Raw genomic sequence first — 25,434 nt, 5'->3', positions numbered from 1 at the left:
GAGGAATGCTCAGGAGACCTCAAAGTGCTACTCGCTCTGATTGCCGCCATCACGAACCTTCACGCGCCACCCCCGCAAAAAGCGCTCAGCAACGAGTGGATTGAGGCGGCCACAGTGAATGTGGCCTACCAGATGGCTCTATGCCAGCCACACCTCAGTGACTGGCTCGGCACAGAAGACGTTGAAATATCTATACGTGATGACTTGGCTTCCACAGAGGATGAAGCCTCGAGAGCTATACTGCTAGCCGCGATTTCAGCATCCCAGCAGGGGAAAAAGGACCGACTCACAACTAATGTTGATGCTGAGCGGTGCGCTCAACGCGTGGGGTCGGCATTTTCGTATCTACTGCTTCCCAATCACGCACCCGAGCCCACCAATATGTTTCGACCAAACGAAAACCGCGAAAGCCCGATTGCTCCGTAAGGTCTGAAGAACGACCGTCGTCTATCATGATCGACCGCTTTCCACCCATTGCGGACCTGCCGCAGGTCCGCAATGGGCTGATCGGCCTCACTCCACCAACGGCCCCTGTCTCGGCTTGGCCAGTTCGCGCTGTCCGGCCGTCTTGCGGTGCAGGATGCGGCGGCCCCAGCCGGCGAAGTCGTCGACGATGGTGAAGATGGCGGGGATGTAGAGCAGCGACAGGAAGGTCGAGGAGATCAGGCCGCCCAGCACGGCGATGGCCATGGGCGAGCGGAACTGGACGTCGGCCCCGACGCCCAGGGCGATGGGCACCATGCCCGCGCCCATGGCGAAGGTGGTCATCAGGATGGGGCGGGCGCGCTTGTGCGCCGCATCCAGAATGGCCTCGCGACGGGGCATCCCGTCCCGCTCGGCCATGATGACGTAGTCGACCAGCAGGATGGAGTTCTTGGCCGCGATCCCCATCAGCATCAGCACCCCGATCAGGGCCGACATGGAGAAGTTGGCGCCGCCGATGGCCAAAGCGATGAAGGCGCCGCCGATGGCCAGGGGCAGGGCCGCCATGATGGTGATCGGATAGGCGAAGCTTTTGAACAGCAGGGTCAGCACCGCATACATCAGCAGTATGCCCGAGGCGAAGGCGATGGCGAAACCGGTCAGCATCTCCTGGATGAACTCGGCGTCGCCGGCCGGCACCTGGCGCACGCCGGCGGGCAGGTTCTGGACCGAGGGCAGGCGGTTGACCGCCGCCCCCGCCGCGCCGGTGGTGGTCCCGTCCAGTTCGGCGCTGATCGAGGCGATGCGCGAACGGTCCTGGCGGGCGACGGTGGCGGGGCCGGCGCCGAAGCGGATGTCGGCGACGGCGCTCAGCGGCACCGAGGCGCCGTTGTTGGCCGGCACCCGCAGGTTCTCCAGCACCGTCAGGTCCTCGCGCGCGGCCTCGGTCAGCTGCAGGCGGATCGGGACCTGGCGGTCGCCCAGATTGTATTTGGGCAGGTTCTGATCCACGTCGCCAATGGTGGCGACCCGCACGGCCTGGGAGATGGCGCCGGCCGAGACGCCGGCCAGGGCGGCCTCGTCGGGGCGCGGCGTGACCAGGATTTCGGGCCGGGCGATGGCGGCCGAGTTGACGATGTTGGCAAGGCCCGGAACGGAACGCATCTCGGCCTCGACCTTGCGCGCCGCCGCGTTCAACGTGTCGGGATTGTCGCCCAGAAGCGAGAAGGTGTAGGTCGTGCCGTCGCCGGGGCCGCCGCCCTGCTGGGCGATGCCGGCGCGGATGCGGGCGCCGGGGATTTTCTTCAACTGATCCACCATGGTCCGGGCGAAGGCCTGCTGGCTCAGTTCGCGGTCGCCCTTGGGCACCAGGTCGGCGTAGACATTGGCCTGGGTCACGTCCTGGCCGCCGATGGCGGCGTAGACGGACGTCACCTCGGGCCGGGCCTCCAGCGTCCTCGTGACCTGCTGAACCACGGCGTCGGTCTGACGCAGGGTCGCGCCGGGCGGCAGCTCGACCTGGAAGGCGGCGCGCGCGGTGTCGCCCGGCGACATGAACTCGAACGACATCCGGGCCACGACGGCCGTGCCGATCGAGGCGACCAGGAACAGGATGCCGATGACGAACACCTTCCACCGATTGGCCAGCGACCAGCGCAGGGCCTTCAGATAGCCGCTCATCCAGAACGGATCGCGGTCCTCGTGGTGGGTGTGCTTCAGGATATAGGCCGCCATCAGCGGCGTCAGGGTGCGCGCCACCAGCAGGGAGAAGACCACCGACACGCAGGCCGCCAGGGCGAAGGCCTTGAAGAACTGGCCGATGATGCCCGGCATGAAGCCCACGGGGGCGAAGACGGCGACGATGGTGGCGGTGGTGGCCACGACCGCCAGGCCGATCTCGTCGGCCGCCTCCAGGGAGGCGTCGTAGGGCGGCTTCCCATCGCGCATGTGGCGCACGATGTTCTCGATCTCCACGATGGCGTCGTCGACCAGGATGCCGATGGTCAAGGACAGGGCCAGCAGCGTCACCACGTTCAGCGACTGGTCCATCGGCCCCAGAATGGCGAAGGTCGGGATCAGCGACATCGGCATGGCCGTCGCCGCGATGAAGGTGGCCCGCCAGTCGCGCAGGAAGATGAAGACGATCACCACCGCCAGGGCCGCGCCCAGCAGCAGGGCTTCCAGCGAGGCCAGATAGGATTCCTCGATCTGTTCGACGCTGGCCGTGACCTGGCTGATGGTCAGTTCCGGGTGGGCGTCGTCCAGCTTCTTGACCTCGGCGCGGACCCGGTCGGCCACCTTGACCTCGGACGCCGTGCGCGAGCGCAGGAAGTTGAAGGTCACGGCCTCCTGGCCGTTGTAGCGGGCCAGACGGCGCGGCTCGCTCCACTTGTCCTCGACCGTGCCCAGATCGTCGAGGCGGACGGTCTTGCCGTCGCCCAGCGGCACCAGGGTGTCGCGCAACTGCTGGACCGAGGTGGCGGCGCCCAGGGTGCGCACGGCCCGTTCGGACCCGGCGATGGTGACGCGGCCGCCCGGCAGGTTGTTGTTGACGTTGTTCAGGGCCTGGCTGACCTGGGCGGCCGTGACGCCGTAGGCGGCCAGCCGCTGGGGGTCCAGCTCGACCCGCATCTCGCGGTCCACCCCGCCCGAGCGGTTGACCTCGCCCACCCCGCCCAGGGCCAGCAGGGCGCGGCTGACGTCGTTGTCGATGAACCAGCTGATCTCCTCGGGCGTCATGGTCGGAGAGCGCACGACATAGGTGATCAGGGCGTCGCCGGTGATGTCGATGCGCTGGACCGCCGGCTCCTGCATGTCCTGGGGCAGGCTGGCGCGCAGGCCGCTCATGGCGTTGCGCACGTCGTTGGTGGCGCGTTCGGTGTCGGTGCCCAGTTCGAACTCGATGGTCGTGGTCGAGACGCCGTCGCTGACGTTGGAATAGATGTGGCGCACGCCCGACAGGCCGGCGATGGAATCCTCGATCAGGCGCGTGACCTGCACCTCCATCTCCGCCGGGGCCGAGCCGGGGCGGGCGGCGGTGACGGCGACCAGGGGGAAGTCGATGTCGGGGTTCTGATTGATCCGCATCCCCGAGAAGCCGACCACGCCGCCGAGCGTCAGCAGCAGGAACAGCAGGATGATCGGAATGGGATTCTTGATCGCCCAGGACGACATCTGATTCATGGCGTCGGTCCTAGTTGGCGGCGGCGGGCTGAGCGGCGGCAGGCTGGCCGGCGGCGGGCTGGGCGGCGACGGCCGGGGCCACGTTGACGCGGTCGCCCTCGTTCAGGAAGCCCGCGCCGTCCACCACGACGCGCGCGCCGGCGTTGACGCCCGAGACCGCCGTCAGGGCGTCGGTGCGCGACAGCACCGTGATCGGCTGGAAATGCACCGTGCCGTCGCCGTTCAGGACGAAGACGCCGGGCTTGTTCTCGCGGTACAGCACCGCGCCGGTCGGCACGGTGGTCGCCGGCTGGTCGCCCACGGCGATGTCGGCGCGCGCGAACATCCCCGGCCGCAGCTGCGATCCGGGCGACAGGGAGATGCGGGCCAGGCCCAGCCGGGTCGAGGCGTCCACCTGGGGCGTGACGATGCGGACCGAGCCGGTGGTCTGACCGGCCTCGCTGGAGGTCACGGTCGCGGACTGGCCGGCGCGGACCAGGCCCAGTTCGGTCTCGGGCACCTGGGCGTCCAGCTCCAGCCGGCCGTCGCGGACCATGCGGAACAGTTCGGTCCCGGCGGCGATGATCTGGCCCTTGGTCACGCTGCGGCTGACGATCAGGCCGCCGACGGGCGCGCGGACGGTGGCCTGGGACAGCTGGGTCTGGGTCTGGGCCAGGGCGGCGCGGGCGGCCGACAGATTGGCCGTGGAGGACCGCTGGTTGGCCAGGGCCGTGTCCAGCGACGCCTGGCTGAGGAAGCCGCGTTCCTTCAACTGCTGGGCGCGGTCCAGGGCGGCGTCGTCGCGCGCCACGTTCGCCTCGGCCAACTGCACCTGGGCCTGCTGCTGGCGCAGCTGGGCGCGCAGCAGGACGTCGTTCATCTGCACCAGGGGCTGGCCCTGACGGACGTAGGACCCTTCGTCCACATAGACGGCGACGGCGGTCAGGCCGCCGGTCTCGGCCGCGACCGGCACTTCCTCCCAGGCGGAGACGGTGCCCGACGCGGTCACGGTGCGGTTCAGGCTGGTCTGGGCCACGGCGGCGACGCTGACGGTCTGGCGCGAGCCGCCGGCGGTCTTCTCCGCCGTCTTGTCCTCGCCATGGCCGCCGCAGCCGGCCAGCAGCAGGGCCGACAGCACGAGGACCGAGGGGGCGACGGCGCCGAAGGCGGGCCGGGTGCGGGTCGTCTTGGACAAGGCGGCGTTCCTCACGGTTCAGGCGAAGCGACCGCGTGGGCAGGCGCGGCCGAGCCGGGCTTCATACAATGTCCCGCGTCGCCCCGAAACGGCGAAAGCGATTGTTGCAAAGCCTTAATCTGGAACTGCGGGAGGCTCGGATCGCGCCCTGCGCTGGCCCCCGGCCCCTGCGCGTGATAGGGGCGCGCGGATGACGACTCCCCCTATCTCGAACATTCGGAACTTCAGCGTGGTCGCGCACATCGACCACGGCAAGTCGACCCTGTCGGACCGGCTGATCCAGCACACCGGCGGCCTGACCGCGCGCGAGATGTCCGAGCAGGTGCTCGACAACATGGAGATCGAGAAGGAACGGGGCATCACCATCAAGGCCCAGACCGTGCGCCTGACCTACAGGGCGCGCGACGGCCAGGACTATATCCTGAACCTGATGGACACGCCCGGCCACGTGGACTTCGCCTATGAGGTGTCGCGCTCGCTGGCCGCCTGCGAAGGCTCCCTGCTGGTCGTGGACGCCTCGCAAGGGGTCGAGGCCCAGACCCTGGCCAATGTCTATCAGGCCATCGACAACAACCACGAGATCGTCCCCGTCCTGAACAAGGTCGATCTGCCCGCCGCCGAGCCGGATCGCGTCCGCGCCCAGATCGAGGACGTGATCGGCATCGACGCCTCCGAGGCCGTCCTGGCCAGCGCCAAGTCGGGCATCGGCATCGAGGAGGTGCTGGAGGCCATCGTCACCAAGCTCCCGGCGCCCAAGGGCGATGCCAACGCGCCCTTGAAGGCCATGCTGGTCGACGCCTGGTACGACCCCTACCTCGGCGTCGTCGTGCTGGTGCGGGTGTTCGACGGGGTGCTGAAGACCGGGATGCGGGTCAAGATGATGCGCAACGGCTCGACCCACCTGATCGACCGGGTCGGCGTCTTCCTGCCCAAGAACACGCCCGTGGACCAGCTCGGCCCCGGCGAGGTCGGCTTCATCACAGCCCAGATCAAGGAAGTGGCCCACGCCGCCGTCGGCGACACCATCACCGACGAGAAGAGGCCGACCGCCGAACCGCTGAAGGGCTTCAAGGAGGTCCAGTCGGTGGTCTTCTGCGGCCTGTTCCCGGTGGACGCCGCCGATTTCGAGGACCTGCGCGCCGCCATCGGCAAGCTGCGCCTGAACGACGCCAGTTTCACCTACGAGATGGAAAGCTCGGCGGCGCTGGGCTTCGGCTTCCGCTGCGGCTTCCTCGGTTTGCTGCACCTGGAGATCATCCAGGAGCGCCTGAGCCGCGAGTTCAACCTCGATCTGATCGCCACGGCGCCGTCGGTCGTCTACAAGATCGGCCTGCGCGACGGGACCGAGATGGACCTGCACAACCCGGCCGACCTGCCCGACGTGATGCAGATCGAGACCATCGCCGAACCCTGGATCAAGGCCACCATCCTGACGCCCGACGAATACCTCGGCGGCGTGATCAAGCTGTGCCAGGACCGTCGCGGCCAGCAGATCGAACTGTCCTACGTCGGCAATCGGGCGATGGTGGTCTATGAGCTGCCGCTGAACGAGGTGGTGTTCGACTTCTACGACCGGCTGAAGTCGATCTCGAAGGGCTATGCCTCGTTCGATTACGAGATCACCGAATACAAGGTCGGCGACCTGGTGAAGATGTCCATCCTGGTCAACGCCGAGCCCGTCGACGCCCTGTCCATGCTGGTCCACCGCGCCCGCGCCGAGACGCGCGGCCGGGGCATGGTCGAGAAGATGAAGGAGCTGATCCCGCCGCATCTGTTCCAGATCCCGATCCAGGCCGCCATCGGCGGCAAGATCATCGCCCGCGAGACGGTGCGGGCGCTGCGCAAGGACGTGACCTCGAAATGCTATGGCGGCGACGCCACCCGTAAGAAGAAGCTGCTGGAGAAGCAGAAGGCCGGCAAGAAGCGGATGCGCCAGTTCGGCAAGGTCGAAATCCCGCAGGAAGCCTTCATCGCCGCCCTGAAGATGGACGAGGATTGATCACTTAAGCCTTTCCCTCCCCCGCAGGGGGAGGGAGAACGTCGAGCTTGCGCCCGCCTCAGTGCGCCCCGTTCAGACGCTCGAACACCGCCTCGTAGCCATTCGCCTCGGCGAACCGCAGCGGCTTGACCCGTTCGACCAGGATTTCGCCGCGCGGCGTCTCGCCCCGTTCGATCAGGCCGATGACCTCGGCCGTATAGTCGGCCAGCGGCATGGAGTTGGGGTTCTCCGCATGGCCCGGCATCAGGTCGGTGGCCACAGCGGGCGGGGCCAGCTCCAGCACCTCGACCGAGGTGTCGGCCAGCTGATGCCGCAGCGACTGGGTCCAGGAATGGATCGCCGCCTTGGTGGCGTTGTATGTCGGCGTGGCCACCAGCGGAACGAAGGCCAGGCCCGAGCTCACGGTGATCACCGTGGACGCCGCCTGTGCCCGCAGATGCGGCAGCAGCGCCGTCGTCAGGCGGATCGGCCCCAGCAGGTTGGTCGTGATGGTCGCCTCCACAACGTCCAGGTCGAACGGCTCGGCCTTCAGGTCTTCGGCCAGCATGATGCCGGCGTTGTTGATGACCACGTTCAGGGCGGGGTGATCGCGAACGACCTGGGCGGCGAAGGCGCGGATCGCGGCCGGATCAGCGACGTCCAGCGCGGCCCAGGCCATGCCCGGATTGGCCTCGACCACCGCCTTCAGCGCGCTCTCGCGGCGGCCGGTGATGACGACCTGGTTTCCGCGTGCGTGCAGGGCCTCGGCCAGGGCGCGGCCGATGCCGGAGCCGCCGCCGGTGATCAGGATGGTGTTGCCGGTGATGTTCATGGGTGTCTCTCCTGACGGGGTGCGTCGTTGCGACAGACGAGGTATGGCTGACGCTCTCCATTGGAAAGCAGGCACCAAAAGTCGCCATACTTACCCGAGTGAAAGATTTGGATATGACGGCCGTTCCGCCTGCAAGAATTTCGCATCCCGAGACCGGAGAATACGCCGATCCCCGCGTCGAGGCCCTGGTCAATGACGTGATCGGCCGTGTGGCGGACAAATGGACGATGCTGATCCTGGAGGTCCTGGCCGAACACGGCGAGCAGCGCTTCACCCGCCTCGGCGGCCTGGTCGGCGGGATCAGCCAGAAGATGCTGACCCAGACCCTGCGCCAGATGGAGCGCGACGGCCTGGTGATCCGCACCGTCCACCCCGTCATCCCGCCCAAGGTCGAATACCGGCTGACCGACCTGGGCCTCACTCTGGCCGAAGCCTTCTGCGGCGTCTGGACCTGGGCCGAACGGAACATCGACCGCATCGAGGCCGCGCGCGCGGCCTTCGACGGGCGAAAGGGATAGCGCCCGGCGCCCCCTCACGGCGCCTCGCCGGCCCGGTTCGCCTTCGCACGCAAGCGGCGGTCGACCGATCCTTGCGCTCAAGCTGAAACCGCGACCGGGGTTGCGTGTTGTTCTGGCGGAAACGCCAGGAGGAAGACCATGCCCCGGGGAGACAAGTCCGCCTATACCGACAAGCAGGAGCGCAAGGCCGATCATATCGCCGAGGGCTACGAGAAGCGCGGCGTGTCCGAAAAGGAGGCCGAGCGACGCGCCTGGGCCACCGTGAACAAGGACGACGGGGGCGGCAAGAAAAGCGGCTTGGGACGCGGCAAGTCCACCGGCCATCCCGCCGCCCGCAAGGGCGGTCGCAAGGGCGGCGCGGCCGCTGCGGCGCGCCCCGAGGCCGACCGCTCCGCCGCCGCCCGCAAGGGCTGGGAGACCCGTCGCCGCAAGGCCGCGCATTGACGAACCCCGAAATGGACCGCGCGCCGATCCCGCCCCGCCCGGACAGCCGCCCAGACAGCAGATCGGGCCTGGCCCAGGGCGGCCTGGGCGGACCCGAGGACCAGCTTCTGCAGGACGGGCAGGAAGAGGTCTTCGCCCGCGCCGAGGTCGAAAGCGGCCGCATCGAACACCACGCCGACGCCGATTCCCCTCCGTCCCCGTCGGAGGCGAAACCTTCATCACCCACCGCAAAACCAGGAGACCAAGATGGCTGAGAAAACCCTAGACAACCTGTTCTACGACACCCTCAAGGACATCTATTACGCTGAGCGCAAAATCCTGAAGGGCCTCAAGAAGATGTCCAAGGGCGCCCAGGCGCCCGAGCTGAAAGCCGCCTTCGACAAACACTATGAAGAGACCGAGGGCCAGATCGAGCGCCTGCAGCAGGTGTTCGAGATCATCGGCAAGCGCGCCCAGGGCAAGACCTGCGACGCCATCGAGGGCATTCTGGCCGAAGGCGACGAGATCCTGGAGGAATACGAAGGGACCGACGCCTTGGACGCCGGCCTGATCTCGGCGGCGCAGGCCGTGGAGCATTACGAGATCACCCGCTACGGCACCCTGAAACGCTGGGCCACGCTGCTGGGCTACGACGACGCCGCCCGCCTGCTGGACGAGACCCTGACCGAAGAGTCCAAGACCGACGAAAGCCTGACGGCCCTGGCCGACGCCAAGGCCAATGCGAAGGCGCAAGGCGCCGCCGCCTGACATGGGCCACGGGCTGCGAGACGCCATTCCGGCCACCGCCGTTCATCTGTGCATCGACATGCAGCGGATGTTCGTGGAGGACACGGAATGGCGCGCGCCCTGGGCGGAGCGGGTGCTGCCGGTCATCGTCGGCCTGTGCGAACGGCATGCCGAACGCACCTGCTTCACCCGCTTCATCCCGGCGGATCGGCCGGGCGATGGGCGGGGCCGGTGGAAGGACTACTGGACGCGCTGGCCGCAGATGACGCGAGAGCGGCTGGCCCCCGGCCTGATCGACCTGGCCGTGCCGCTCCAGCGGTTCGTCCCGCCGGCCTGGGTGCTGGACAAATGGGTCTATTCGCCCTGGATCGCCACCGACCTGGACGCAGTGCTGCGCCGCAGCGGGGTCGACACCCTGGTCGTCACCGGGGCGGAAACCGATGTCTGCGTGCTGGCGGCGGTGCTGGGCGGGGTCGACCTGGGCTATCGGGTGGTGGTGGTCTCCGACGCCGTATGCAGTTCCGCCGACGAACCGCACGACGCCCTGATGGCCCTGTATCACGATCGGTTCGCCGTCCAGGTCGAGACGGCCGAAAGCGAAGAGGTTCTGGCCGCCTGGTCGGCCTGACATCTGGTCCGCCTGACGTCTGGTCGCATGCATCGCGACGAGGCGGGGACCGTGGAGCGCGTTCGAGAGCGCAGGCTGGGCGGCCCTATTCCCGCACCGTCTCGGTGATGAAATGCCGGCCCTGCCTGTCCTCGATCTCCACCACCCATAGGTCGGGGTCGTAGCCGCGCTGGCGGGCGATATAGGCGTCCAGCTCGCTTTCGCTGTCCGAGGTGACGGGCTGGATCCACAGCCGGTCGCCGTCGGGGCCGAAGGCCTCGGTGAACAGGCGGGCGGTGCGGGTGGAGGCGTCATAGGCCTTGACGATGACCGAGCCGGCGCGGTCGTCGCCCTTATTGACCACGGTGGCGTAGGCGCCCTCGATCTGGGCGCGGCGGATCAGGGCGCTGACCCACAGGTCGCTGGAAAGAAGCAATTCGCTAACCCTGCTCGCACACGGAACCCCAACGCTGAGCCGCTAGGGTCGGGACATGAGGATAGGCTCTTCTCCCCGGCGAACCCAAGCCCTGATGTCGGCCCCGATCACGGCCCTGCTGATCGCCGCGACCCCCGTCGCCGCCTTCGCCGCGCCGCAGGACCGCTATTACGAGCGCGCCTTCGTGCTGGCCGCCAACGACCGCTGCGGCCTGTTCGAGCCGCAGTTGACCGCCGCCCTGACCGCCGCCGCCTACCAGGCGCGGGGCGCGGCCCTGCGCGCGGGCGCAAACGACCGGCAACTGGCCGAGACGGCCCAGCGGGCGCGGGCGCGGGCGGGCGTCACCCCGTGCGGCTCGGCCGACCTGAAGACGGTTCAGGGCCGGGTGCAGACGGCCTTTTCCGGCTGGTCGCGCACGACGCGGATGCAGTTTCCCGGCGACCGCGCCGGCTGGAGCGCCGACCGCGCCGCCTATTCCCGCCCGACCTGGCGGCTGATGCAGGCGACCACGACCGGCGCCTCGCCGGTGCGGTTCGGCGTGGTGGGCGGCATGGACCGGCCCGACCAGCTGGCGGCCGTGGTGTCGTGGCGCGGGCGATCGCGCCCGACGGGGGTCAGGATCGTGATGCGCGACGCGGGCGTGGCGCCCCGTCCGTGGCTGTCGCGGGGCCTGCCGCCGGCGGTGCAGCGCCGCGCCTTCTGGGCCGCCGGGGTCCAGGCGGCGGACCGCGCCCTGCTGGCCGAGGGCCGCGCCGAGGGCCAGGTCTGGGTCTTCCCCGCCGCCGCCGCCGACGCCCTGTCGCGGCTGGACCCGCGCGAGGTCTTCACGGTCGAGTTCGTCTTCCGCGACGGCAGCATCGCCCGCTCCACCTTCGAGGCCGGCGACTTCCCGGCGGGCCGCGCGTTCCTGGCGATGGGGCAGGTGTAGGGGGCGCTTTCGAGCTACCCCTGCACGACCATCAGCAAGGGAATGTAAATGTAGGCGACACGGCCCTCGTTGGCCGCCGCATCAGCGGGATTGACGCGCTTGCCGTTCCATCGTGTCGCTTCTCTACGGGCTCCGGCTTCTCGCTGGCCCGGCATCATGTGATCGACGCGGCAGTCTCGATAGGCGCCGCTGCGGACAATACAGCTTACTTCCATCGCGCGGCCCGGCGCGCCGACGCTGGAGCCGCTGTCGGAGGTCGTGATCGCCAGCATGGCGTCCGCCCTGGCGAGGGCGTCTCGATCATCGGTCAAGGCGTAACCGCAGGCCGCCAGTACCCGGTCCAGATTGGCGTGCTCGGTCGGCAGGTCGAAGGTCGCGCTGATGGGCGAGGACTGTCCCGCGTCGGACTGGAGCTTCAGAACGCCTCCGACGCGCAGGAAGCGCGCGTCGCGAGCCGGTGCGCCGCTGAGCCACGTGCGGCCAACGCCCACTCGCCATGTCTGGAGATCGGTCCTTCCGTCGGCGCGTTCGGCCTGCAGACGGTGTAATGGACCGGCTCGCTCAGGCAGACCCTGCAAGGCGATCTTCAGTTCGCCCGCGCTGCATTGAGCGATGATCGCCTGTCCCGCGTCGAAGCGGATGGCGGCGATGGTCAGGTTCCGCGATGCATCCTCGGCGAACTCCCAGTCGTCTCCGGTCTGCGCTACCGCCGATGCGGCGCCGGTTAAGCAGGCGGTGTTCAGCGCGGCCGTAAGCAACATTGACAATAGACGCCGCATGGTCGGTCCCCTTGATCAAGGCGAGAGGCTGAAAGCAGACGCCCGGAGACGTCAAGCCTCGACTGAGCCGGACACCGCTCCGTCGACGGCTGCATCCGCGCCTAACGCCGCCATCACCGGCAGGCGCACCACCACCGCCGCGCCTTCGCCCAGGGTGCTGTCGATGGTCATGCGGCCGCCGTGCAGTTCGGTCAGGCTGCGGACCAGGGACAGGCCCAGGCCCGTGCCTTGCGCCTTCTGGTCGGCGCCGCCGGCCTGTTCGAAGGGGCGGCCCAGCCGTTTCAGGTCTTCGGGGGCGATGCCGACGCCGGTGTCCGACACCGCCAGCTCCAGGTCCGGGCCGTCCGCGTCCAGCGTCAGGGTGACGGCGCCGCCGGCCGGGGTGAATTTGACCGCATTGGACAACAGGTTCAGCGCCATCTGCTTCAGGGCGCGGGCGTCGGCGCGCACCCTCAGCGGCTCGGCCGACAGGACGGCGGCCAGATCGACCCCCTTGTCGTCGGCCTGCAGCCGGACCAGGGCCACGGCGGCCGAGACGGCGTCGCGCGCGTCGAACTCGGCCATGGCCAGCTGATAGCGTTCGGCCTCGATCTTGGACAGGTCCAGCACGTCGTTGATCAGGTCCAGCAGATGGCCGCCCGCCTGGTGGATGGCGTCGGCGTATCCGGCGTAACGCTCGGGCAGGGGGCCGAACAGGCGCTGGCGCATGATGTCTGCGAAGCCCAGGACGGCGTTCAGGGGGGTGCGCAGCTCGTGGCTCATATTGGCCAGGAAGCGGGTCTTGCCGGCGGACTGGGCCTCGGCCTCGACGCGGGCGGTCTCCAGGCCCAGCTCCCGCGCGAACTGGGCCGTGCCGTCGAACGCCTGGGCGATCAGGCGGGGCGGGTCGCCCGCGTGAACGAACGGCGCCGCGATCAGGATCACGCGCCGGTCCAGGGCGCTGCGGGGGCTGAACTGCACCTCGGCCGTCTGGCCCGACAGGGCGCGCGACAGGGCGGCCGAGACGACGGGCCGGTCCGGGGCGTGGACGCCGGCGATCAGCCCTTGGTCCAAAAGGACGGGCACGGACAGGGCGGGCGGGGCGGCGCCCCAGGTCGCGACCGCCCGGCCCGACGGCTCCAGCAACAGGGTCAGGGCGGGCTGGTCCGCCAGCAGGGCGGCGATCCGTTCGGCCTGGCTTTCGGCCAGGGCCAGGCGGCGCCGGCGCTGGCCCCAGGTCAGGCGCAGGGCCGAGCCGACGGCCCCGAGCGCCAGAAAGGCCGAGGCCGCGGCCAGCAGGGGGGCTTGCGCCTCCGGCCCGTTCAGCCAGCTGGAGGTCAGGCCGCTGAAGATCGGCAGGAGGACGCCGAACACGCCCAGCCAGGTCAGGCCGTCGCGGCCCGTCCGGTCGTGATCCAGGGCGATCCCCGCCGCCAGGGGCAGGGCGACCAGGCCGGGCAGGGCGCCGGTCACGCCCCCCGTCAGACCCGCCGCCGCCGTCGCCGCGACCAGCCAGCCGACCATGATCCCCAGCCGCAGGCCCAGGGTGTCGCGCACCATCAGCGCCACCCCCAGCACGCCGGGCAGGGCCATGATCAGCAGGGCCGCCAACGGCCCGTCGCGCAACCCGTCCAGCATCTGGGCCGACAGGGCCGTCAGGCTGACCGCAACGGCCCAGACGGCGTGCCACAGGGCGAGCAGGGGCGCCGCCGGCGGCGCGCCGTCCCGAACCCCGTCGTCGCCGCCATGCGGAGCCGGGCGTCGGTCGTCGTGCGGGAAGGGGCGGGCGGGTGAGGTCAAGCAGCGGGGCCGGTGTTCATGTCCGCCTCAAGACTAGTCGCGCCCTTGAGTCGGCGCGAGGCCGCTCCCCCCTCAGGCGAACCCGGTCGCGACGTTCACCATGAATACCGGGGGACAAAACGGCCGGTTGTCGTTAACGGCGGGTCGGCCTATCTCGCGCATCATGACCGCAGCGCCCGACCGCACGCCTCCGACCGACAGTCTGGACCAGACCCTGGCCGAACTGATCGACGACTTCGACCTGCTGGGCGACTGGGAGCAGCGGATCGAATATGTGATCGAACTGGGCAGGGGGCTGGCCCCGCTGGAGGATGCGGATCGGACCGAGGCCAACAAGGTGCCGGGCTGCGCCGCCCAGGTCTGGCTGGCCGTGACCCCGGCGGACGGCCGTCTGTGGTTCGCCGCCGACAGCGACAGCGCCCTGTCCAAGGGCAATATCGCCCTGCTGCTGAAACTGTACTCGGGCCGCTCGCCGTCCGAGATCCTGGCCTTCGACGCCAAGGCGGCGCTGGACCGTCTGGGTCTGCCCTCGGCGCTGACCCGCCAGCGCGCCAACGGCTTGAACAGCATGGTGGGGCGGATCAGAGAGGCGGCGCTGGCGGCCGGCTGACCTTCGCCGAAAAGGGGTGCAATGTGTGCGCTTCGTCTGACATCACCCGACGCCATAGTGTTCGGCCAGCGCCTGCAGCGCCTGTTTCAGCACCGTCTTGCCCTGGCGGCGGCGCAGGCCCAGGCCCGTTTCGGCCAGTTGCAGGCTGTCGCCGTGGATGCAGATGCGGCTCAGCATAGGTCGCAGGCGTGGGCCGACAGCGGCCAGCGCCGCCTCCACCCGGCGCGCGGCCGACAGGGCGCGGTCGGTCGGCTCCAGCCGCGCTGCGGTCCCCGCGCTTCCCGATCCGTGTTGCGGCAGGGCGTCCCAGCGCATGGTCACGGACGGGCCGCGCAGGGCGAACTCGGCCTCGCGCCGCAGCCGTTCGCCCGCCGCCGCCTCGGCCGGGGTCAGCCACGGCCGGCCCGACACGTCCTTGCGCCGCGCCAGCCAGGCGATGGGGCTTTCGCCCAGATTCGCCGCGCGCCGGGCCAGCCGCCCGTCGGGCTGGATCAGGTCGCGTTCGCCCAGGACCATGCCCGGCCGTCCGGGCGGGGCGGATGCGACGGTCTCGGCGACCGGGCGCGCCTGCCAGCCGCCGCCGGGCCGGGCGCGCAGGCCCGGCCGCTCGACCAGGTCGCGGAACTCGGCCTCGGTCAGCGTCAGGCTGATCCGGCTGCGCCGATCCGCCGACAGCCGCAGCGCATAGCCGCCGCCCTTGTCCTGGGGCGCCAGCCAGGCGCCGGGCCGGGTCATCAGGTCCCGCGCGCGCTCCACGATCCGGCTCATCGCGCCAGGTCCAGCACGGGCGGCTGATACAGGCCCTGGATGCAGGTCTCCAGTTCGTTCAGCAGGTCGTCGACGGTGCGCCGGTCGCGCTCGTCCTCGACCCAGCGGCAGGCCGCACCGACGCTGGCCCGATTGACGCCGAAGACATGGCTGACCCGCTCCAGCGTCCAGCCGAAGGCGATGTGCGACAGATACATGGCCAGCCAGCGCGGGCGCGCGGCGCGCGGATGCATCCGACCCTTGCCGATCATCTGCGACGGGCGCGCTCCTGTGCGGGCGGCGACCAGATGGATGGCCAGCCCGGCCTTGATCCGGTCCTCCTCGCTGACCGGCACGATATAGTCCTCCACGGCGAACGCCTCCCTGCTTGCTCGAAATCCAACGCCGACACGATAGGCGCTCCCGACCTAGAGATAGGAATAAAAACCTACACGACGTCAAAATCGGTCGTTTCGCCTTGGCCGCCCTGAGGTTGCGGGCGGGGCGTTATGATGGACGGCCGCCCCGCGCGGCCGCCCGTCGCGACGGACAGGGTTAATAAATTCCGAATCCTTGACTCGGCCCACTCGACGCCGATTCGCAAATCAGCCTAGATTCGCCTCAATCGGATGGCGTTAACCCTTCTTAAGGTTTTCACGTCTTAACCTGCGAACAAGGTTACTCGGGCGTAAGCCAGGGTCGTTACCGCAAAGCCATGGCCTGGAGGGGCACGAATGCGCGTCCTGTTGATTGAAGACGATCACGCAACTGCCCAAAGCATCGAACTGATGCTGAAGTCGGAAGGCTTCAACGTCTACACGACCGACCTGGGCGAAGAAGGCATCGATCTGGGCAAGATCTATGACTACGATCTCATTCTTCTTGACCTGAACCTGCCGGACATGAGCGGCCTGGAAGTCCTGCGCCAGCTGCGCGTGGGCAAGGTCAACACCCCGGTCATGATCCTGTCGGGCAGCCACGAGATCGAAACCAAGGTCAAGACCTTCGGCGGCGGCGCCGACGACTACATGACCAAGCCTTTCCACAAGGACGAGCTGATCGCGCGCACCCACGCCGTGGTCCGCCGTTCCAAGGGTCACGCCCAGGCCATCATCCACACCGGCGAGATCGCCGTGAACCTGGACGCCAAGACGGTCGAGGTGAACGGCCACCGGGTGCATCTGACCGGCAAGGAATACCAGATGCTGGAGCTGCTCAGCCTGCGCAAGGGCACGACCCTGACCAAGGAAATGTTCCTGAACCACCTGTACGGCGGCATGGACGAGCCCGAGCTGAAGATCATCGACGTCTTCATCTGCAAGCTGCGCAAGAAGCTGGCCACCGCCGCCGACGGCAAACACTATATCGAAACCGTCTGGGGCCGCGGCTACGTCCTGCGCGACCCGGCCGAGGGCGCCGCCAGCGTCGCCGCCTGATCGGTCTTCTAACCCCGATTTCGAAACGCCCGCCGGAAACGGCGGGCGTTTTCAGTTTCAGGCGGTTGTCTTGAACCCCGTCGCGATCGCCGCCGCCATCGGGTTGGGGCGGCCGAAGCTGTCGAAGGGCAGGGGCTTGTCCTCGCCGTCGTCCTTGTCGCCCTGGCGATACCAGCTGTCGGTGTCGCGCAGGCCCCAGACGGTGAAGGCGAAACGCTGGCGTTCCGGCAGGGCGGCGAAGGCCTGGGCCAGTTCGGTCACGCGCGCGGTTTGGGCGGCGATGCGGTCGGCCTGGCTGCGGAAATCCAGCCGGTCCTCGCTGCGCAGGGTGCAGTCCAGTTCCGACACATGGATGGGCAGGCCGAACTGGGCGACCTCGCGCATATAGGCGGCGATGACGCCTTCGGGGACGTCGATCCACAGGTGGGATTGCAAGCCCAGCCCTTGCAGCGGACAGCCCGCCTTCAGCAGCCGCTCGACCAGCTTCAGGAACTGGGCGCCCTTGGCCGGGACGCTCTCCTGATTGTATTCGTTCAGGAACAGGACCGCCTCGGGATCGGCCGCCCGCGCCTGTTCGAAGGCGCGCAGGATGTAGCCGTCCTGGCCGTATCGCGCGCTCCAGCGGCAGTCGCGCATCCCCGAGCCGTCGTCCAGGATCGGTTCGTTGACCACGTCCCAGCTGCGGACCTTGCCGCGATACCGGCCCGCGACCGCGGCGATATAGCCGTCGAAGGCCCGGTCGAAGGCGGCGCCCGACAGGCCCTGGAAAGCCGCCTCGCCCTGCGCATACCAGATCAGGACGTGGCCATGCAGGGCCATGCCCTGCTGCTGCGCGAAGGCGGCGATGCGGTCGGAACGGTCGAACCGGGGCCGGTCAAGGCCGTCGGCCAGGATGTATTCCATCTTCATCTCCCACTCGGGCGTGAGCTGGGAGACGTTGGCGCGGGCAAGCGAGACCCAGTCGGGATCGTCGATCTGGCCGGCCTTGATACAGGTCCCGAACGGGGCCGGGGCGATGGATTTCAGCGGCGGAACGCTGGGCGGCGACGGCTCGGCCGAGGCGAACCGGTCGCAGGCGGCGAGGGCCAGGGGGGCGGCGAGGATCGCGCGGCGGGAAAAATCCTCCCCCGAGGAGCGCAGCGGAACGGGGGAGGGGGACCGCGAAGCGGTGGAGGGGGCGACCCCAAACGGAGTGTCGACGTGTTGAGCACGATCTGACGTCGAGGGTCCGTGCGGCGTCCTCCCCCTCCACCACGCTGCGCGCGGTCCCCCTCCCCCGCGATGCGGGGGAGGATCTTTTGAATCAGACCGCACGTTTCCGCAGGCCCAGTTCGTCGAAGGCGGCGGTTTCGCGCCTGGCCTGGGCGACCAGCCGGTTCAGGCGGGTGGTCTCGGCGACGTGCTCGAACTTCTTCAGCTCCTCGAAGGCGCCGGTCAGGGCGTCGCGCGCCCCGGCCTCTTCGGCGTCCAGCACGGTCAGGTCGCCCTCGGCCTTGGCCTTCCTGGCCTTCCACCCGTTCAGATAGGCGCCCAGCATCATGCCCGCCTCGGCGTCCAGGCGGGCGCGGTCGCGTTCGGCCTCGGCCTCGGCGTCCAGAACGGCCAGGCGGACCTCGGCGCCGGCGCGGCGCTCGGCGATCTCGGCCAGGCGCTTCTGCAGCGTCTCGACCTCGTAGTTGGAGATGCGGATCAGGGATTGAGCCCAAGCGGTCATTTCGTCGTCACTCTCTGATCATGCCTTGGTTCAGGATTGCTTCCAGCCGGGTAAAGGAATCGGAAAGACGCGTCGCATCGTCCTTGTCCTGACCCAGGAAATCCTCCAGCGCGGGGTTCAGGGCGATGGCCCGGTCCACGATGGGGTCGGCGCCGGCGCGATAGGCGCCGATCTTGATCAGCTCCTCCATGTTGGCGTAGGCCGACAGGCACTGGCGGGCGCGCTTGTTCAGCTCGCGCTCGGGCAGGGTCTGGCAGGCGGGCAGGGTGCGGCTGACGGACTTCAGCACGTCGATGGCCGGGAAGCGGCCGCGCTCGGCGATCTTGCGGTCCATGACGATGTGGCCGTCCAGGATGCCGCGCACGGCGTCGGCGATCGGCTCGTCATGGTCGCCGCCGTCCACCAGCACGGTGAACAGGGCGGTGATCGGGGCCGCCGTCGTTCCGTCCGGCCGGATCGGGCCGGGACCGGCGCGCTCCAAGAGCTTGGGCAGTTCGGTGAAGACGGTGGGGGTGTAGCCCTTGGTGGTCGGCGGTTCGCCCGCCGCCAGGCCGATCTCGCGCTGGGCCATCGCGAAACGGGTGACGCTGTCCATCAGGCACAGCACCTCCAGATCCTGGTCGCGCAAATATTCGGCGACGGCCATGGTCATATAGGCCGACTGACGCCGCTTCAGGGCCGGCTCGTCGCTGGTGGCGACCACCACGACGGCGCGTTTCAGCCCCTCTTCGCCCAGGGTCTCCTCCACGAACTCGCGCACCTCGCGGCCCCGTTCGCCGATCAGGCCGACCACGACGGCGTCGCAGGTCGCCTGTTTGGCCAGCATCGACAGCAGCACCGACTTGCCCACGCCCGATCCGGCGAAGATGCCCAGGCGCTGGCCCCGGCAGGTGGTGGTGAAGACGTCCATGGCCCGCACGCCCAGGTCCAGCCGCTCGCCCACCCGGCCGCGCGAATGGGCCGGCGGCGGCGGGGCGCGCAAGGGGTAGGGCGCCGGACCCTGGGGCAGCGGCCCCTTGCCGTCGATGGGCTGGCCGAAGGCGTCGATGATGCGGCCCAGCCAGGCGGTGGAGGGGCGCACGCTGGCGGCCTGATCGATGATGCGGATGTCGGCGCCGGGGGCCACGCCCTCTACGGGTCCGAACGGCATCAACAGGGCCTTGGAATCGCGGAAGCCGACCACCTCGGCGGGCAAGGGATCGTGGCCGCGCCGCCCGATCTCGGCCCGGGCGCCGACCGCCAGGCGCGACAGGCCGCCGCGCGATTCGATCAGCAGGCCCGACACGCCCGCGACCTTGCCGGTGACGACCAGCGGATCGATCGCTTCGACGGCGGCGACGAGATTGCGCAAGCTTCACCCCAGGGACAGTCCCCGATCAGATGCGCCATCGTGGTTAACGACGGATGAAGCGGGCCGAAGTCACGCCTGCGTTACAACCTGAACAAGAAAGGGTTTGGCAACCAATTGGCGGGCTAATCTTGCAACCGAGGCGAGCGGACGCCTCGGAGCGAGAAGGGCGGGGGCTGTGTTCTCCAAACGACGCGACGCGCAGGTCCAGGCGCAAAATCGGTTGGCCGACCTGGACGGCAAGATGGCCGCCATCGGCCGATCCCAGGCGGTGATCGAATTCGATCTGGACGGCGTGATCGTCGACGCCAATCCGAACCTTCTGACGACGATGGGCTATACGCTGGAAGAGATCCGGGGCGCCCACCATCGGTTGTTCATGGACCCGGTCGAGGCCGCCTCGCCCGACTACGCCGCCTTCTGGCGCGACCTGAACGCCGGTCGGTTCCTGGCGGCCAAGTTCCGGCGGCTGGCCAAGGGCGGGCGCGAGGTCTGGCTCCAGGCCTCCTACAACCCGGTGTTCGGCCCCGACGGCCGGCCGGCGAAGGTCGTGAAGCTGGCCATCGACATCACCGCCCACGAGCAGGAGGCGGCGCGGCGCGAGGCGCTGCGGATCGAGGCGGAAAAGGCCCAGACGGTGCTGGTCGAGGCCCTGGCCGGGGCGCTGGGGCGTCTGTCGGCGGGCGACCTGACCGCGCGGATCGACGCCGCCGTCCAGGGCGACCATGTGCGGGTGCGCGACGACTACAATGCGGCGGTCGAAAGCCTGCGCCAGACCCTGGGCCAGGCGTTGGGGGCCATCGCGGCCCTGCGCGGCGGGGCGGGCGAAATCTCCAGCGCCTCGGACGACCTGTCGCGGCGCACCGAACAGCAGGCCGCCAGCCTGGAGGAGACGGCGGCGGCGCTGGACCAGATCACCGCCACGGTGAAGCGCAGCGCGGACGGCGCGCGCCAGGCCTCGACGGCGGCGGCCGGGGCTCGGACCGAGGCGGATCGCTCGGCCGAGGTGGTGCGCCAGGCCGTAGCCGCGATGGACGGCATCAAGCGCAGTTCGGCGCAGATCGGCGACATCATCGGCGTGATCGACGAGATCGCCTTCCAGACCAATCTTCTGGCCCTGAACGCCGGGGTAGAGGCGGCCCGCGCGGGCGAGGCGGGGCGCGGCTTCGCGGTCGTGGCGTCCGAGGTTCGCGCCCTGGCCCAGCGGTCGGCCGAGGCCGCCAAGGAGATCAAGACCCTGATCACCACCTCGGGCCAGGAGGTGGCGCAAGGGGTGCGGCTGGTCAACGAGACCGGCGCGGCGCTGGCGGCCATCGCGGTCAAGGTGGCCGAGATGGACGCCCTGGTCTCCGAGATCGCCGCCTCGGCCCAGGAGCAGGCGACCGGCCTCGGCCAGGTCAACAGCGCCGTCAACCAGATGGACCAGGTCACGCAGCAGAACGCGGCGATGGTCGAACAGACGACGGCGGCGGCCCTCAGCCTGAAGACCGAGACGGACCAATTGGCGCGACTGGTCGAACGGTTCGAGACCGGCGAGGCCCAGCCGCGCGTCCACGACCTGTCGGCGTCCGCCCCCATCCCTCTGGCCCGCGAACGCGCCCGCATCCGCGCCTTCGCCGGCGGGGGCGCCGCGACGGCGGCGAGCCAGGATTGGGAGGCGTTCTGACCGCCTTGCATCCGCTCATCCCCGCGAAAGCGGGGACCCAGTCCTTTTGCGGGGCAGGGCGATGGGAAGGGCGCCTTGAGACCCAAGCCCGGCGTTTAACGCCGAAAGCGCTAGGTCCCCGCTTTCGCGGGGACGAGCGGAATAAGGTTCAGGCGGGTTCGATCCGAACCCGATCAGACCGCGTCGTGGCGATGGCGCCGACCGAGGCGGCGACGATGGCGGCGATGGCCAGCCACTGCTGGCCGGTCAGGCGCTCGTGCAGGATGACCAATCCGGCCAGGGCGCCGACCGCCGGCTCGGCGCTGAGCACCACGCCGAAGGTGCGTTTGGGAATGGCGCGCAGGGCGACCATCTCCAGCGAATAGGGCAGGGCGCTGGAAAAGACCGCCACCCCGACCCCCGCCGCGATGATCGCCGGGTTCAGCAGGGCCGCCCCCGCATGGGCGACGCCGAAGGGCACGACCGCCATCGCCGCCACGCTCATGCCCAGGGCCACGGACTGGCCCGCGTGCAGGTGCGACAGCCGCTTGCCGAACACGATGTACAGCGCCCAGCACAGGCCGGCGAAGGCCGCCAGCCCCATGCCGACCGGGTCCAGCGACCCGGCGCCGCTCTTCAACGGCAACAGCAGACCCAGGCCCAGCACGGCGAAGCCGATGCACAGGAAATGGACGGGCCTTCTGGAATGGATCAGCGCCAGGGTCAGAGGCCCCATGAACTCGATGGCGATGGCCAGGCCCAGCGGAATGGTGCGCAGCGACATGTAGAAGCTGAGGTTCATCGCCCCCAGCACCACGCCGTAAAGGGCCACGGCGCCCAGGTCGGCGCGCGTCAGCCGAAACCGCCAGGGCCGGAAGACCGCGACCAGCAGCACGGCCGAAATCCCGACGCGATAGGCGCTGGTCCCCTCGGCGCCGATCAGGGGGAACAGGGTCTTGGCGAAGGAGGTGCCGCCGGCCAGGGTCAGCATGCCCGCGAACAGCGCCAGATAGGGGATCAGGCGCGCCATCAGGGGCGATCGCAAATGGGTTTTCAGGGCCACGGAAGTCATGGCCGATGGCTAACCCAATACCGCTTGCGTTTCCCGGCGTTTTTCCGCTTGAATGCGACGGAAATCGTCATGAAAGGCCATCGTATGACGAATTTCGTCACCCTGGATGATTTCGACCATCGGCTGCTGGCGCGGGTGCGGCGCAACAACTTGGAACCGGCGCGGGTCACGGCCGAGGCGGTGGGCCTGTCGGAATCCGCCGTGCTGCGTCGACTGCGTCGCCTGAGGTCCGAGGGGGTGATCGCCGCCGACGTCGCCGTGATCGATCCCGCCCGCGTCGAACCGCGCATCGTCCTGCATGTCCAGGTCGAGATGAACACCCAGGACCGCAAGGTCATGGAGGCCTTCCAGCGCGCCATGAAGGCCAGTCCCGAGGTGCAGGGTTGCTGGGACGTGACTGGCGAGACCGACTATCTGCTGACCGTCGCCGTACGCTCCATGCAGGCCTACGAGGCCTTCGGCATCCGCGAACTGGTCCCCGAAAAGGGGGTGCGCGGCTTCAAGAGCATGATCGTGATCCGCGAGGTGGTGGGGTTCGACCCTGCCCGCGCCGTGCTGGAGCGGTGAATCCTCACCCTGTTCCCGCCCCGCTTTCGGGGGGGATGAGCGGGAATAGGCGGCGTTGTCAGAAATCCTCGCGCACGGCCCCTTGCGGATCGAAGCCTCGGCCTATCTGTTAGCGCAACTGCAAGATCCACTGGAGACCGCCCCATGTCCGACTTCAGCTACGACGCCTCCCGCCACCTGAAGAAGGGTCGGGGCAAGGTCTATGACTCGATCGTCGACACCATAGGCGACACCCCGATCGTGCGCCTGCCGCGCCTGTCGGCGGAATACGCCGCCCAGACGGCGCCGGGGGCCGCGGTGCTGGCCAAGCTGGAGTTCTTCAATCCCATCGCCTCGGTCAAGGACCGGATCGGCGTGGCCATGGTCGAGGCGCTGGAAGAGGCCGGCCGGATCGACAAGGATACGGTGCTGATCGAGCCGACCAGCGGCAACACCGGCATCGCCCTGGCCTTCGTCGCCGCCGCCAAGGGGCTGAAGCTGATCTTGTGCATGCCCGAGAGCATGTCGATCGAACGGCGAAAGATGCTGGCCCTGCTGGGCGCCCAGCTGGAGCTGACCCCGGCCGAGAAGGGGATGAAGGGCGCCATCGCCCGCGCCCAGGAACTGCTGGACAGCACCCCGGGCGCCGTCAGCCCCTCGCAGTTCGAGAACCTGGCCAATCCCGCCATCCACCGCGCCACCACGGCCGAGGAGATCTGGAACGACACCGAGAGGGCGGTCGACATCGTCGTGGCCGGCGTCGGCACCGGCGGCACCATCTCGGGCGTCGGCCAGGCGCTGAAGGCCAGGAAGCCCTCCATCCAGATGATCGCGGTCGAGCCGGAAGCGTCTCCGGTCCTGTCCGGCGGCGCGCCCGGCCCGCACAAGATCCAGGGCATCGGCGCGGGCTTCGTGCCCGCCATCTACGATCCGTCGGTGGTGGACGGGGTCGAGCAGGTCTCCAACGACGACAGTTTCGACATGGCGCGAAGAGCCGCCCGCGTCGAAGGCATCCCCGTCGGCATCAGCTCGGGCGCGGCCCTGACGGCGGCCTTCCGCATCGCGGCGCGCCAGGAGAATGCGGGCAAGACCATCGTGGCCATCATCCCCTCCTTCGCCGAACGCTATCTGTCGACCGCCCTGTTCGAGGGGCTTTAGAGCATGATCGTTTTAGACGGAGCCGCTGCGCGGGTCCGTCTAAAACGTGAATCATGCGCTCGCTTGGATCAGGCTCTGGCCCTCACGCCCGGTTAACCGCTCGCGTCTAGATTGGGCCCATGGGCGAACGACCTGCCATGATCGCCGACGAACCGGCGTCGCAAACGCCGCTGAAGGCGCGCCGCGCGCTGCTGAAGCGGCTGGCCGATGTCGTGTCGCTGCCCGCCAGCCGGATCAACGCCTTCGAGCGCGCCGTGACGGGCGATCTGCTGGTCGAGATGCTGCGCCTGGCCTCGCGCGAGGAGCGGCGCCGCGTCGCCGCCCGACTAGCGCCCCTGGCCGAACTGCCCAACAGCGTGGCCCGCATCCTGCTGCGCGACGAGGTGGAGATCGCGGGCCCGCTGATCGAACAATGCGCCTCCCTGAGCGACGCCGACATCGTCGGCTGCGCGCGCGATGCGGGGCCGGAGCATCGGCTGCTGATCGCCCAGCGGCGCGGCCTGTCGGAGATCGTGACCGAGACCCTGTTCGCCTTCGGCGAGATGGCGGTGATGGAGGCGGTGCTGCGCAACGCCTCGGCCCGGCTGTCGCAGGCGGGGATCGAAACGGTGGTGGGCCTGAGCCGACGGTCGCCGGGCCTGTGCGGGCTTCTGCTGAAACGCCCCGAACTGAGGCCGTCGGGGGCCTATGTGATGTTCTGGTGGTGCGGGCCGGAGGACCGGCGCACAATACTGCAACGGTTCGCCGTGTCGCGCGAGGTGATGCAGGAGGCGTCGGAGGACGTGTTCGGCATGGCGGCGGCCGAGGGCTGGTCCGACCCCGTGGCGCGCAAGGCCCTGCAGTTCATCGAGCGGCGCCAGCGCAACCGCGGCGCCGTCGCCAAGAGCCCGTTTGACAGTCTGGAACAGGCCGTCATGGTCGCCGGGCGCGATGGGCTGACGCGCGAGACGGCCTCGGAGATCGCCTTCCTGTCGGGGATCAAGCCGCTGACGGGGGCCAAGCTGCTGGGCGATCCGGGGGGCGAGCCGCTGGCCATACTGTGCAAGGCCACGGGGATGTCGCGCGCCGACCTGGCCAATCTGTGGCGCTCGATGCGCCGGCCCGAGACCACGGTCGACGGTCATGTCCATCCCGACTGGGAACGGGTGCAGATCACCTATGAAATGCTGGCCGTGGACCGGGCGCAGACGGTGCTGCGTTACTGGAACTGGTCTCTATCCTCGGCCCTGACGCCCGCTCTGCTTCGCGCCATACGCGACGGCGAGGACGAGGCGGTCGACGAATATTCGGCGCCCGAACGCGCGGCGATGATGGTGTTGGCCGAAGACTTCGGGCGGTGAGTTTCACCACT

25 protein-coding genes are annotated in these 25,434 nt (G+C 69.1%); 13 read left to right on the top strand and 12 right to left on the bottom strand.

Annotation, left to right across the window (positions count from 1 at the left end; all coding sequences use genetic code 11):
* Positions 1 to 513: 513 nt before the first annotated feature.
* Positions 514 to 3,606, bottom strand: a complete 3,093-nt coding sequence (locus AC0L6G_RS08755; protein WP_293827680.1) for an efflux RND transporter permease subunit — start codon at positions 3,604 to 3,606, stop codon at positions 514 to 516.
* A 10-nt stretch (positions 3,607 to 3,616) separates the two neighbouring features.
* On the bottom strand, positions 3,617 to 4,780 hold the full coding sequence (locus AC0L6G_RS08750) for an efflux RND transporter periplasmic adaptor subunit (protein ID WP_473251927.1): 1,164 nt from the start codon (positions 4,778 to 4,780) through the stop codon (positions 3,617 to 3,619).
* Positions 4,781 to 4,970: 190 nt separating this feature from the next.
* On the opposite strand from AC0L6G_RS08750, the gene lepA reads away from it, so the two are divergent.
* Positions 4,971 to 6,779 (top strand): translation elongation factor 4, encoded by a 1,809-nt coding sequence (gene lepA, locus AC0L6G_RS08745; protein ID WP_293827683.1) that lies wholly within the window; start codon positions 4,971 to 4,973, stop codon positions 6,777 to 6,779.
* Between the two features lie 58 nt (positions 6,780 to 6,837).
* On the opposite strand, the gene AC0L6G_RS08740 is transcribed toward lepA, so the two are convergent.
* Positions 6,838 to 7,590: an SDR family oxidoreductase gene (locus tag AC0L6G_RS08740; protein ID WP_473251926.1), complete on the bottom strand. Its 753-nt coding sequence runs from the start codon at positions 7,588 to 7,590 to the stop codon at positions 6,838 to 6,840.
* A gap of 113 nt (positions 7,591 to 7,703) precedes the next feature.
* Between AC0L6G_RS08740 and AC0L6G_RS08735 the strand changes: the two genes are divergently transcribed.
* The 5 genes from AC0L6G_RS08735 (at position 7,704) to AC0L6G_RS08715 (ending at position 9,906) form a co-directional block, all read left to right on the top strand.
* Positions 7,704 to 8,108 (top strand): winged helix-turn-helix transcriptional regulator, encoded by a 405-nt coding sequence (locus tag AC0L6G_RS08735; RefSeq protein ID WP_291539221.1) that lies wholly within the window; start codon positions 7,704 to 7,706, stop codon positions 8,106 to 8,108.
* Between the two features lie 138 nt (positions 8,109 to 8,246).
* Positions 8,247 to 8,552 carry a plasmid stabilization protein gene (locus AC0L6G_RS08730; RefSeq protein WP_473251925.1) on the top strand — a complete coding sequence of 102 codons (306 nt, stop codon included), beginning with the start codon at positions 8,247 to 8,249 and terminating at the stop codon, positions 8,550 to 8,552.
* Positions 8,553 to 8,563: 11 nt separating this feature from the next.
* Positions 8,564 to 8,806, top strand: coding sequence for a hypothetical protein (locus tag AC0L6G_RS08725; RefSeq protein ID WP_473251924.1), 243 nt, complete (start codon positions 8,564 to 8,566; stop codon positions 8,804 to 8,806).
* Positions 8,799 to 9,299, top strand: a complete 501-nt coding sequence (locus AC0L6G_RS08720; protein ID WP_291539217.1) for a YciE/YciF ferroxidase family protein — start codon at positions 8,799 to 8,801, stop codon at positions 9,297 to 9,299. Before AC0L6G_RS08725 ends, AC0L6G_RS08720 begins: the two co-directional genes overlap by 8 nt.
* A gap of 1 nt (position 9,300) precedes the next feature.
* Positions 9,301 to 9,906 carry a cysteine hydrolase family protein gene (locus AC0L6G_RS08715; protein WP_293827690.1) on the top strand — a complete coding sequence of 202 codons (606 nt, stop codon included), beginning with the start codon at positions 9,301 to 9,303 and terminating at the stop codon, positions 9,904 to 9,906.
* A gap of 85 nt (positions 9,907 to 9,991) precedes the next feature.
* Here AC0L6G_RS08715 and AC0L6G_RS08710 read toward each other — a convergent pair whose 3' ends face one another.
* The gene (locus AC0L6G_RS08710) at positions 9,992 to 10,321 is read right to left on the bottom strand and encodes a DUF1491 family protein (RefSeq protein ID WP_473251923.1); all 330 of its coding nucleotides are present in this window, start codon (positions 10,319 to 10,321) and stop codon (positions 9,992 to 9,994) included.
* 94 nt (positions 10,322 to 10,415) lie between these two features.
* Here AC0L6G_RS08710 and AC0L6G_RS08705 point away from each other — a divergent pair, with 94 nt between their 5' ends.
* Positions 10,416 to 11,249: a hypothetical protein gene (locus tag AC0L6G_RS08705; protein ID WP_473251922.1), complete on the top strand. Its 834-nt coding sequence runs from the start codon at positions 10,416 to 10,418 to the stop codon at positions 11,247 to 11,249.
* 14 nt (positions 11,250 to 11,263) lie between these two features.
* On the opposite strand, the gene AC0L6G_RS08700 is transcribed toward AC0L6G_RS08705, so the two are convergent.
* Together AC0L6G_RS08700 and AC0L6G_RS08695 are read right to left on the bottom strand one after the other, a co-directional pair.
* The gene (locus AC0L6G_RS08700; protein ID WP_293827693.1) at positions 11,264 to 12,028 is read right to left on the bottom strand and encodes a hypothetical protein; all 765 of its coding nucleotides are present in this window, start codon (positions 12,026 to 12,028) and stop codon (positions 11,264 to 11,266) included.
* Positions 12,029 to 12,079: 51 nt separating this feature from the next.
* Complete coding sequence (locus AC0L6G_RS08695) at positions 12,080 to 13,807, bottom strand: sensor histidine kinase (protein ID WP_293827695.1); 1,728 nt, start codon at positions 13,805 to 13,807, stop codon at positions 12,080 to 12,082.
* 163 nt (positions 13,808 to 13,970) lie between these two features.
* On the opposite strand from AC0L6G_RS08695, the gene AC0L6G_RS08690 reads away from it, so the two are divergent.
* Entirely contained in the window at positions 13,971 to 14,417 is a 447-nt protein-coding gene (locus tag AC0L6G_RS08690) for a SufE family protein (protein WP_293827696.1), read from the top strand.
* Positions 14,418 to 14,459: 42 nt separating this feature from the next.
* On the opposite strand, the gene AC0L6G_RS08685 is transcribed toward AC0L6G_RS08690, so the two are convergent.
* Positions 14,460 to 15,185 carry a DUF6456 domain-containing protein gene (locus tag AC0L6G_RS08685; protein WP_293827698.1) on the bottom strand — a complete coding sequence of 242 codons (726 nt, stop codon included), beginning with the start codon at positions 15,183 to 15,185 and terminating at the stop codon, positions 14,460 to 14,462.
* Positions 15,182 to 15,535 (bottom strand): chromosomal replication initiator DnaA, encoded by a 354-nt coding sequence (locus AC0L6G_RS08680; RefSeq protein WP_291539203.1) that lies wholly within the window; start codon positions 15,533 to 15,535, stop codon positions 15,182 to 15,184. Before AC0L6G_RS08680 ends, AC0L6G_RS08685 begins: the two co-directional genes overlap by 4 nt.
* 363 nt (positions 15,536 to 15,898) lie before the next feature.
* On the opposite strand from AC0L6G_RS08680, the gene ctrA reads away from it, so the two are divergent.
* A complete protein-coding gene (gene ctrA, locus AC0L6G_RS08675; protein WP_293827699.1) occupies positions 15,899 to 16,600 on the top strand; it encodes a response regulator transcription factor CtrA in 702 nt (233 codons plus the stop codon).
* A 57-nt stretch (positions 16,601 to 16,657) separates the two neighbouring features.
* Here the strand turns inward: ctrA and AC0L6G_RS08670 are convergent, their stop codons facing one another.
* From AC0L6G_RS08670 to fliI, 3 genes are read right to left on the bottom strand one after another with little or no spacing between them, the layout of a single operon-like run.
* Positions 16,658 to 17,914, bottom strand: a complete 1,257-nt coding sequence (locus AC0L6G_RS08670) for an endo-1,4-beta-xylanase (protein ID WP_473251921.1) — start codon at positions 17,912 to 17,914, stop codon at positions 16,658 to 16,660.
* Positions 17,904 to 18,314, bottom strand: coding sequence for a flagellar export protein FliJ (locus AC0L6G_RS08665; protein ID WP_293828539.1), 411 nt, complete (start codon positions 18,312 to 18,314; stop codon positions 17,904 to 17,906). Before AC0L6G_RS08665 ends, AC0L6G_RS08670 begins: the two co-directional genes overlap by 11 nt.
* Positions 18,315 to 18,321: 7 nt before the next feature.
* Positions 18,322 to 19,665, bottom strand: coding sequence for a flagellar protein export ATPase FliI (gene fliI / locus AC0L6G_RS08660; protein ID WP_473251920.1), 1,344 nt, complete (start codon positions 19,663 to 19,665; stop codon positions 18,322 to 18,324).
* Positions 19,666 to 19,840: 175 nt separating this feature from the next.
* On the opposite strand from fliI, the gene AC0L6G_RS08655 reads away from it, so the two are divergent.
* The gene (locus tag AC0L6G_RS08655) at positions 19,841 to 21,328 is read left to right on the top strand and encodes a methyl-accepting chemotaxis protein (protein ID WP_473251919.1); all 1,488 of its coding nucleotides are present in this window, start codon (positions 19,841 to 19,843) and stop codon (positions 21,326 to 21,328) included.
* Between the two features lie 148 nt (positions 21,329 to 21,476).
* On the opposite strand, the gene AC0L6G_RS08650 is transcribed toward AC0L6G_RS08655, so the two are convergent.
* Entirely contained in the window at positions 21,477 to 22,337 is an 861-nt protein-coding gene (locus AC0L6G_RS08650; RefSeq protein ID WP_473251918.1) for an EamA family transporter, read from the bottom strand.
* A gap of 111 nt (positions 22,338 to 22,448) precedes the next feature.
* On the opposite strand from AC0L6G_RS08650, the gene AC0L6G_RS08645 reads away from it, so the two are divergent.
* The 3 genes from AC0L6G_RS08645 (at position 22,449) to AC0L6G_RS08635 (ending at position 25,423) form a co-directional block, all read left to right on the top strand.
* Positions 22,449 to 22,946: an Lrp/AsnC family transcriptional regulator gene (locus tag AC0L6G_RS08645; RefSeq protein WP_293828531.1), complete on the top strand. Its 498-nt coding sequence runs from the start codon at positions 22,449 to 22,451 to the stop codon at positions 22,944 to 22,946.
* Between the two features lie 144 nt (positions 22,947 to 23,090).
* Positions 23,091 to 24,083, top strand: a complete 993-nt coding sequence (cysK, locus tag AC0L6G_RS08640; RefSeq protein WP_473251917.1) for a cysteine synthase A — start codon at positions 23,091 to 23,093, stop codon at positions 24,081 to 24,083.
* 119 nt (positions 24,084 to 24,202) lie between these two features.
* Positions 24,203 to 25,423, top strand: a complete 1,221-nt coding sequence (locus AC0L6G_RS08635; protein WP_293828529.1) for a DUF2336 domain-containing protein — start codon at positions 24,203 to 24,205, stop codon at positions 25,421 to 25,423.
* The last annotated feature ends 11 nt before the right edge of the window (positions 25,424 to 25,434 follow it).

The sequence above is a fragment of the Brevundimonas sp. D3-1P genome, assembly GCF_055809335.1.
The sequence above is the reverse complement of the archived record's forward strand: the minus strand, read 5'-3'. Positions and strand labels throughout refer to the sequence as shown.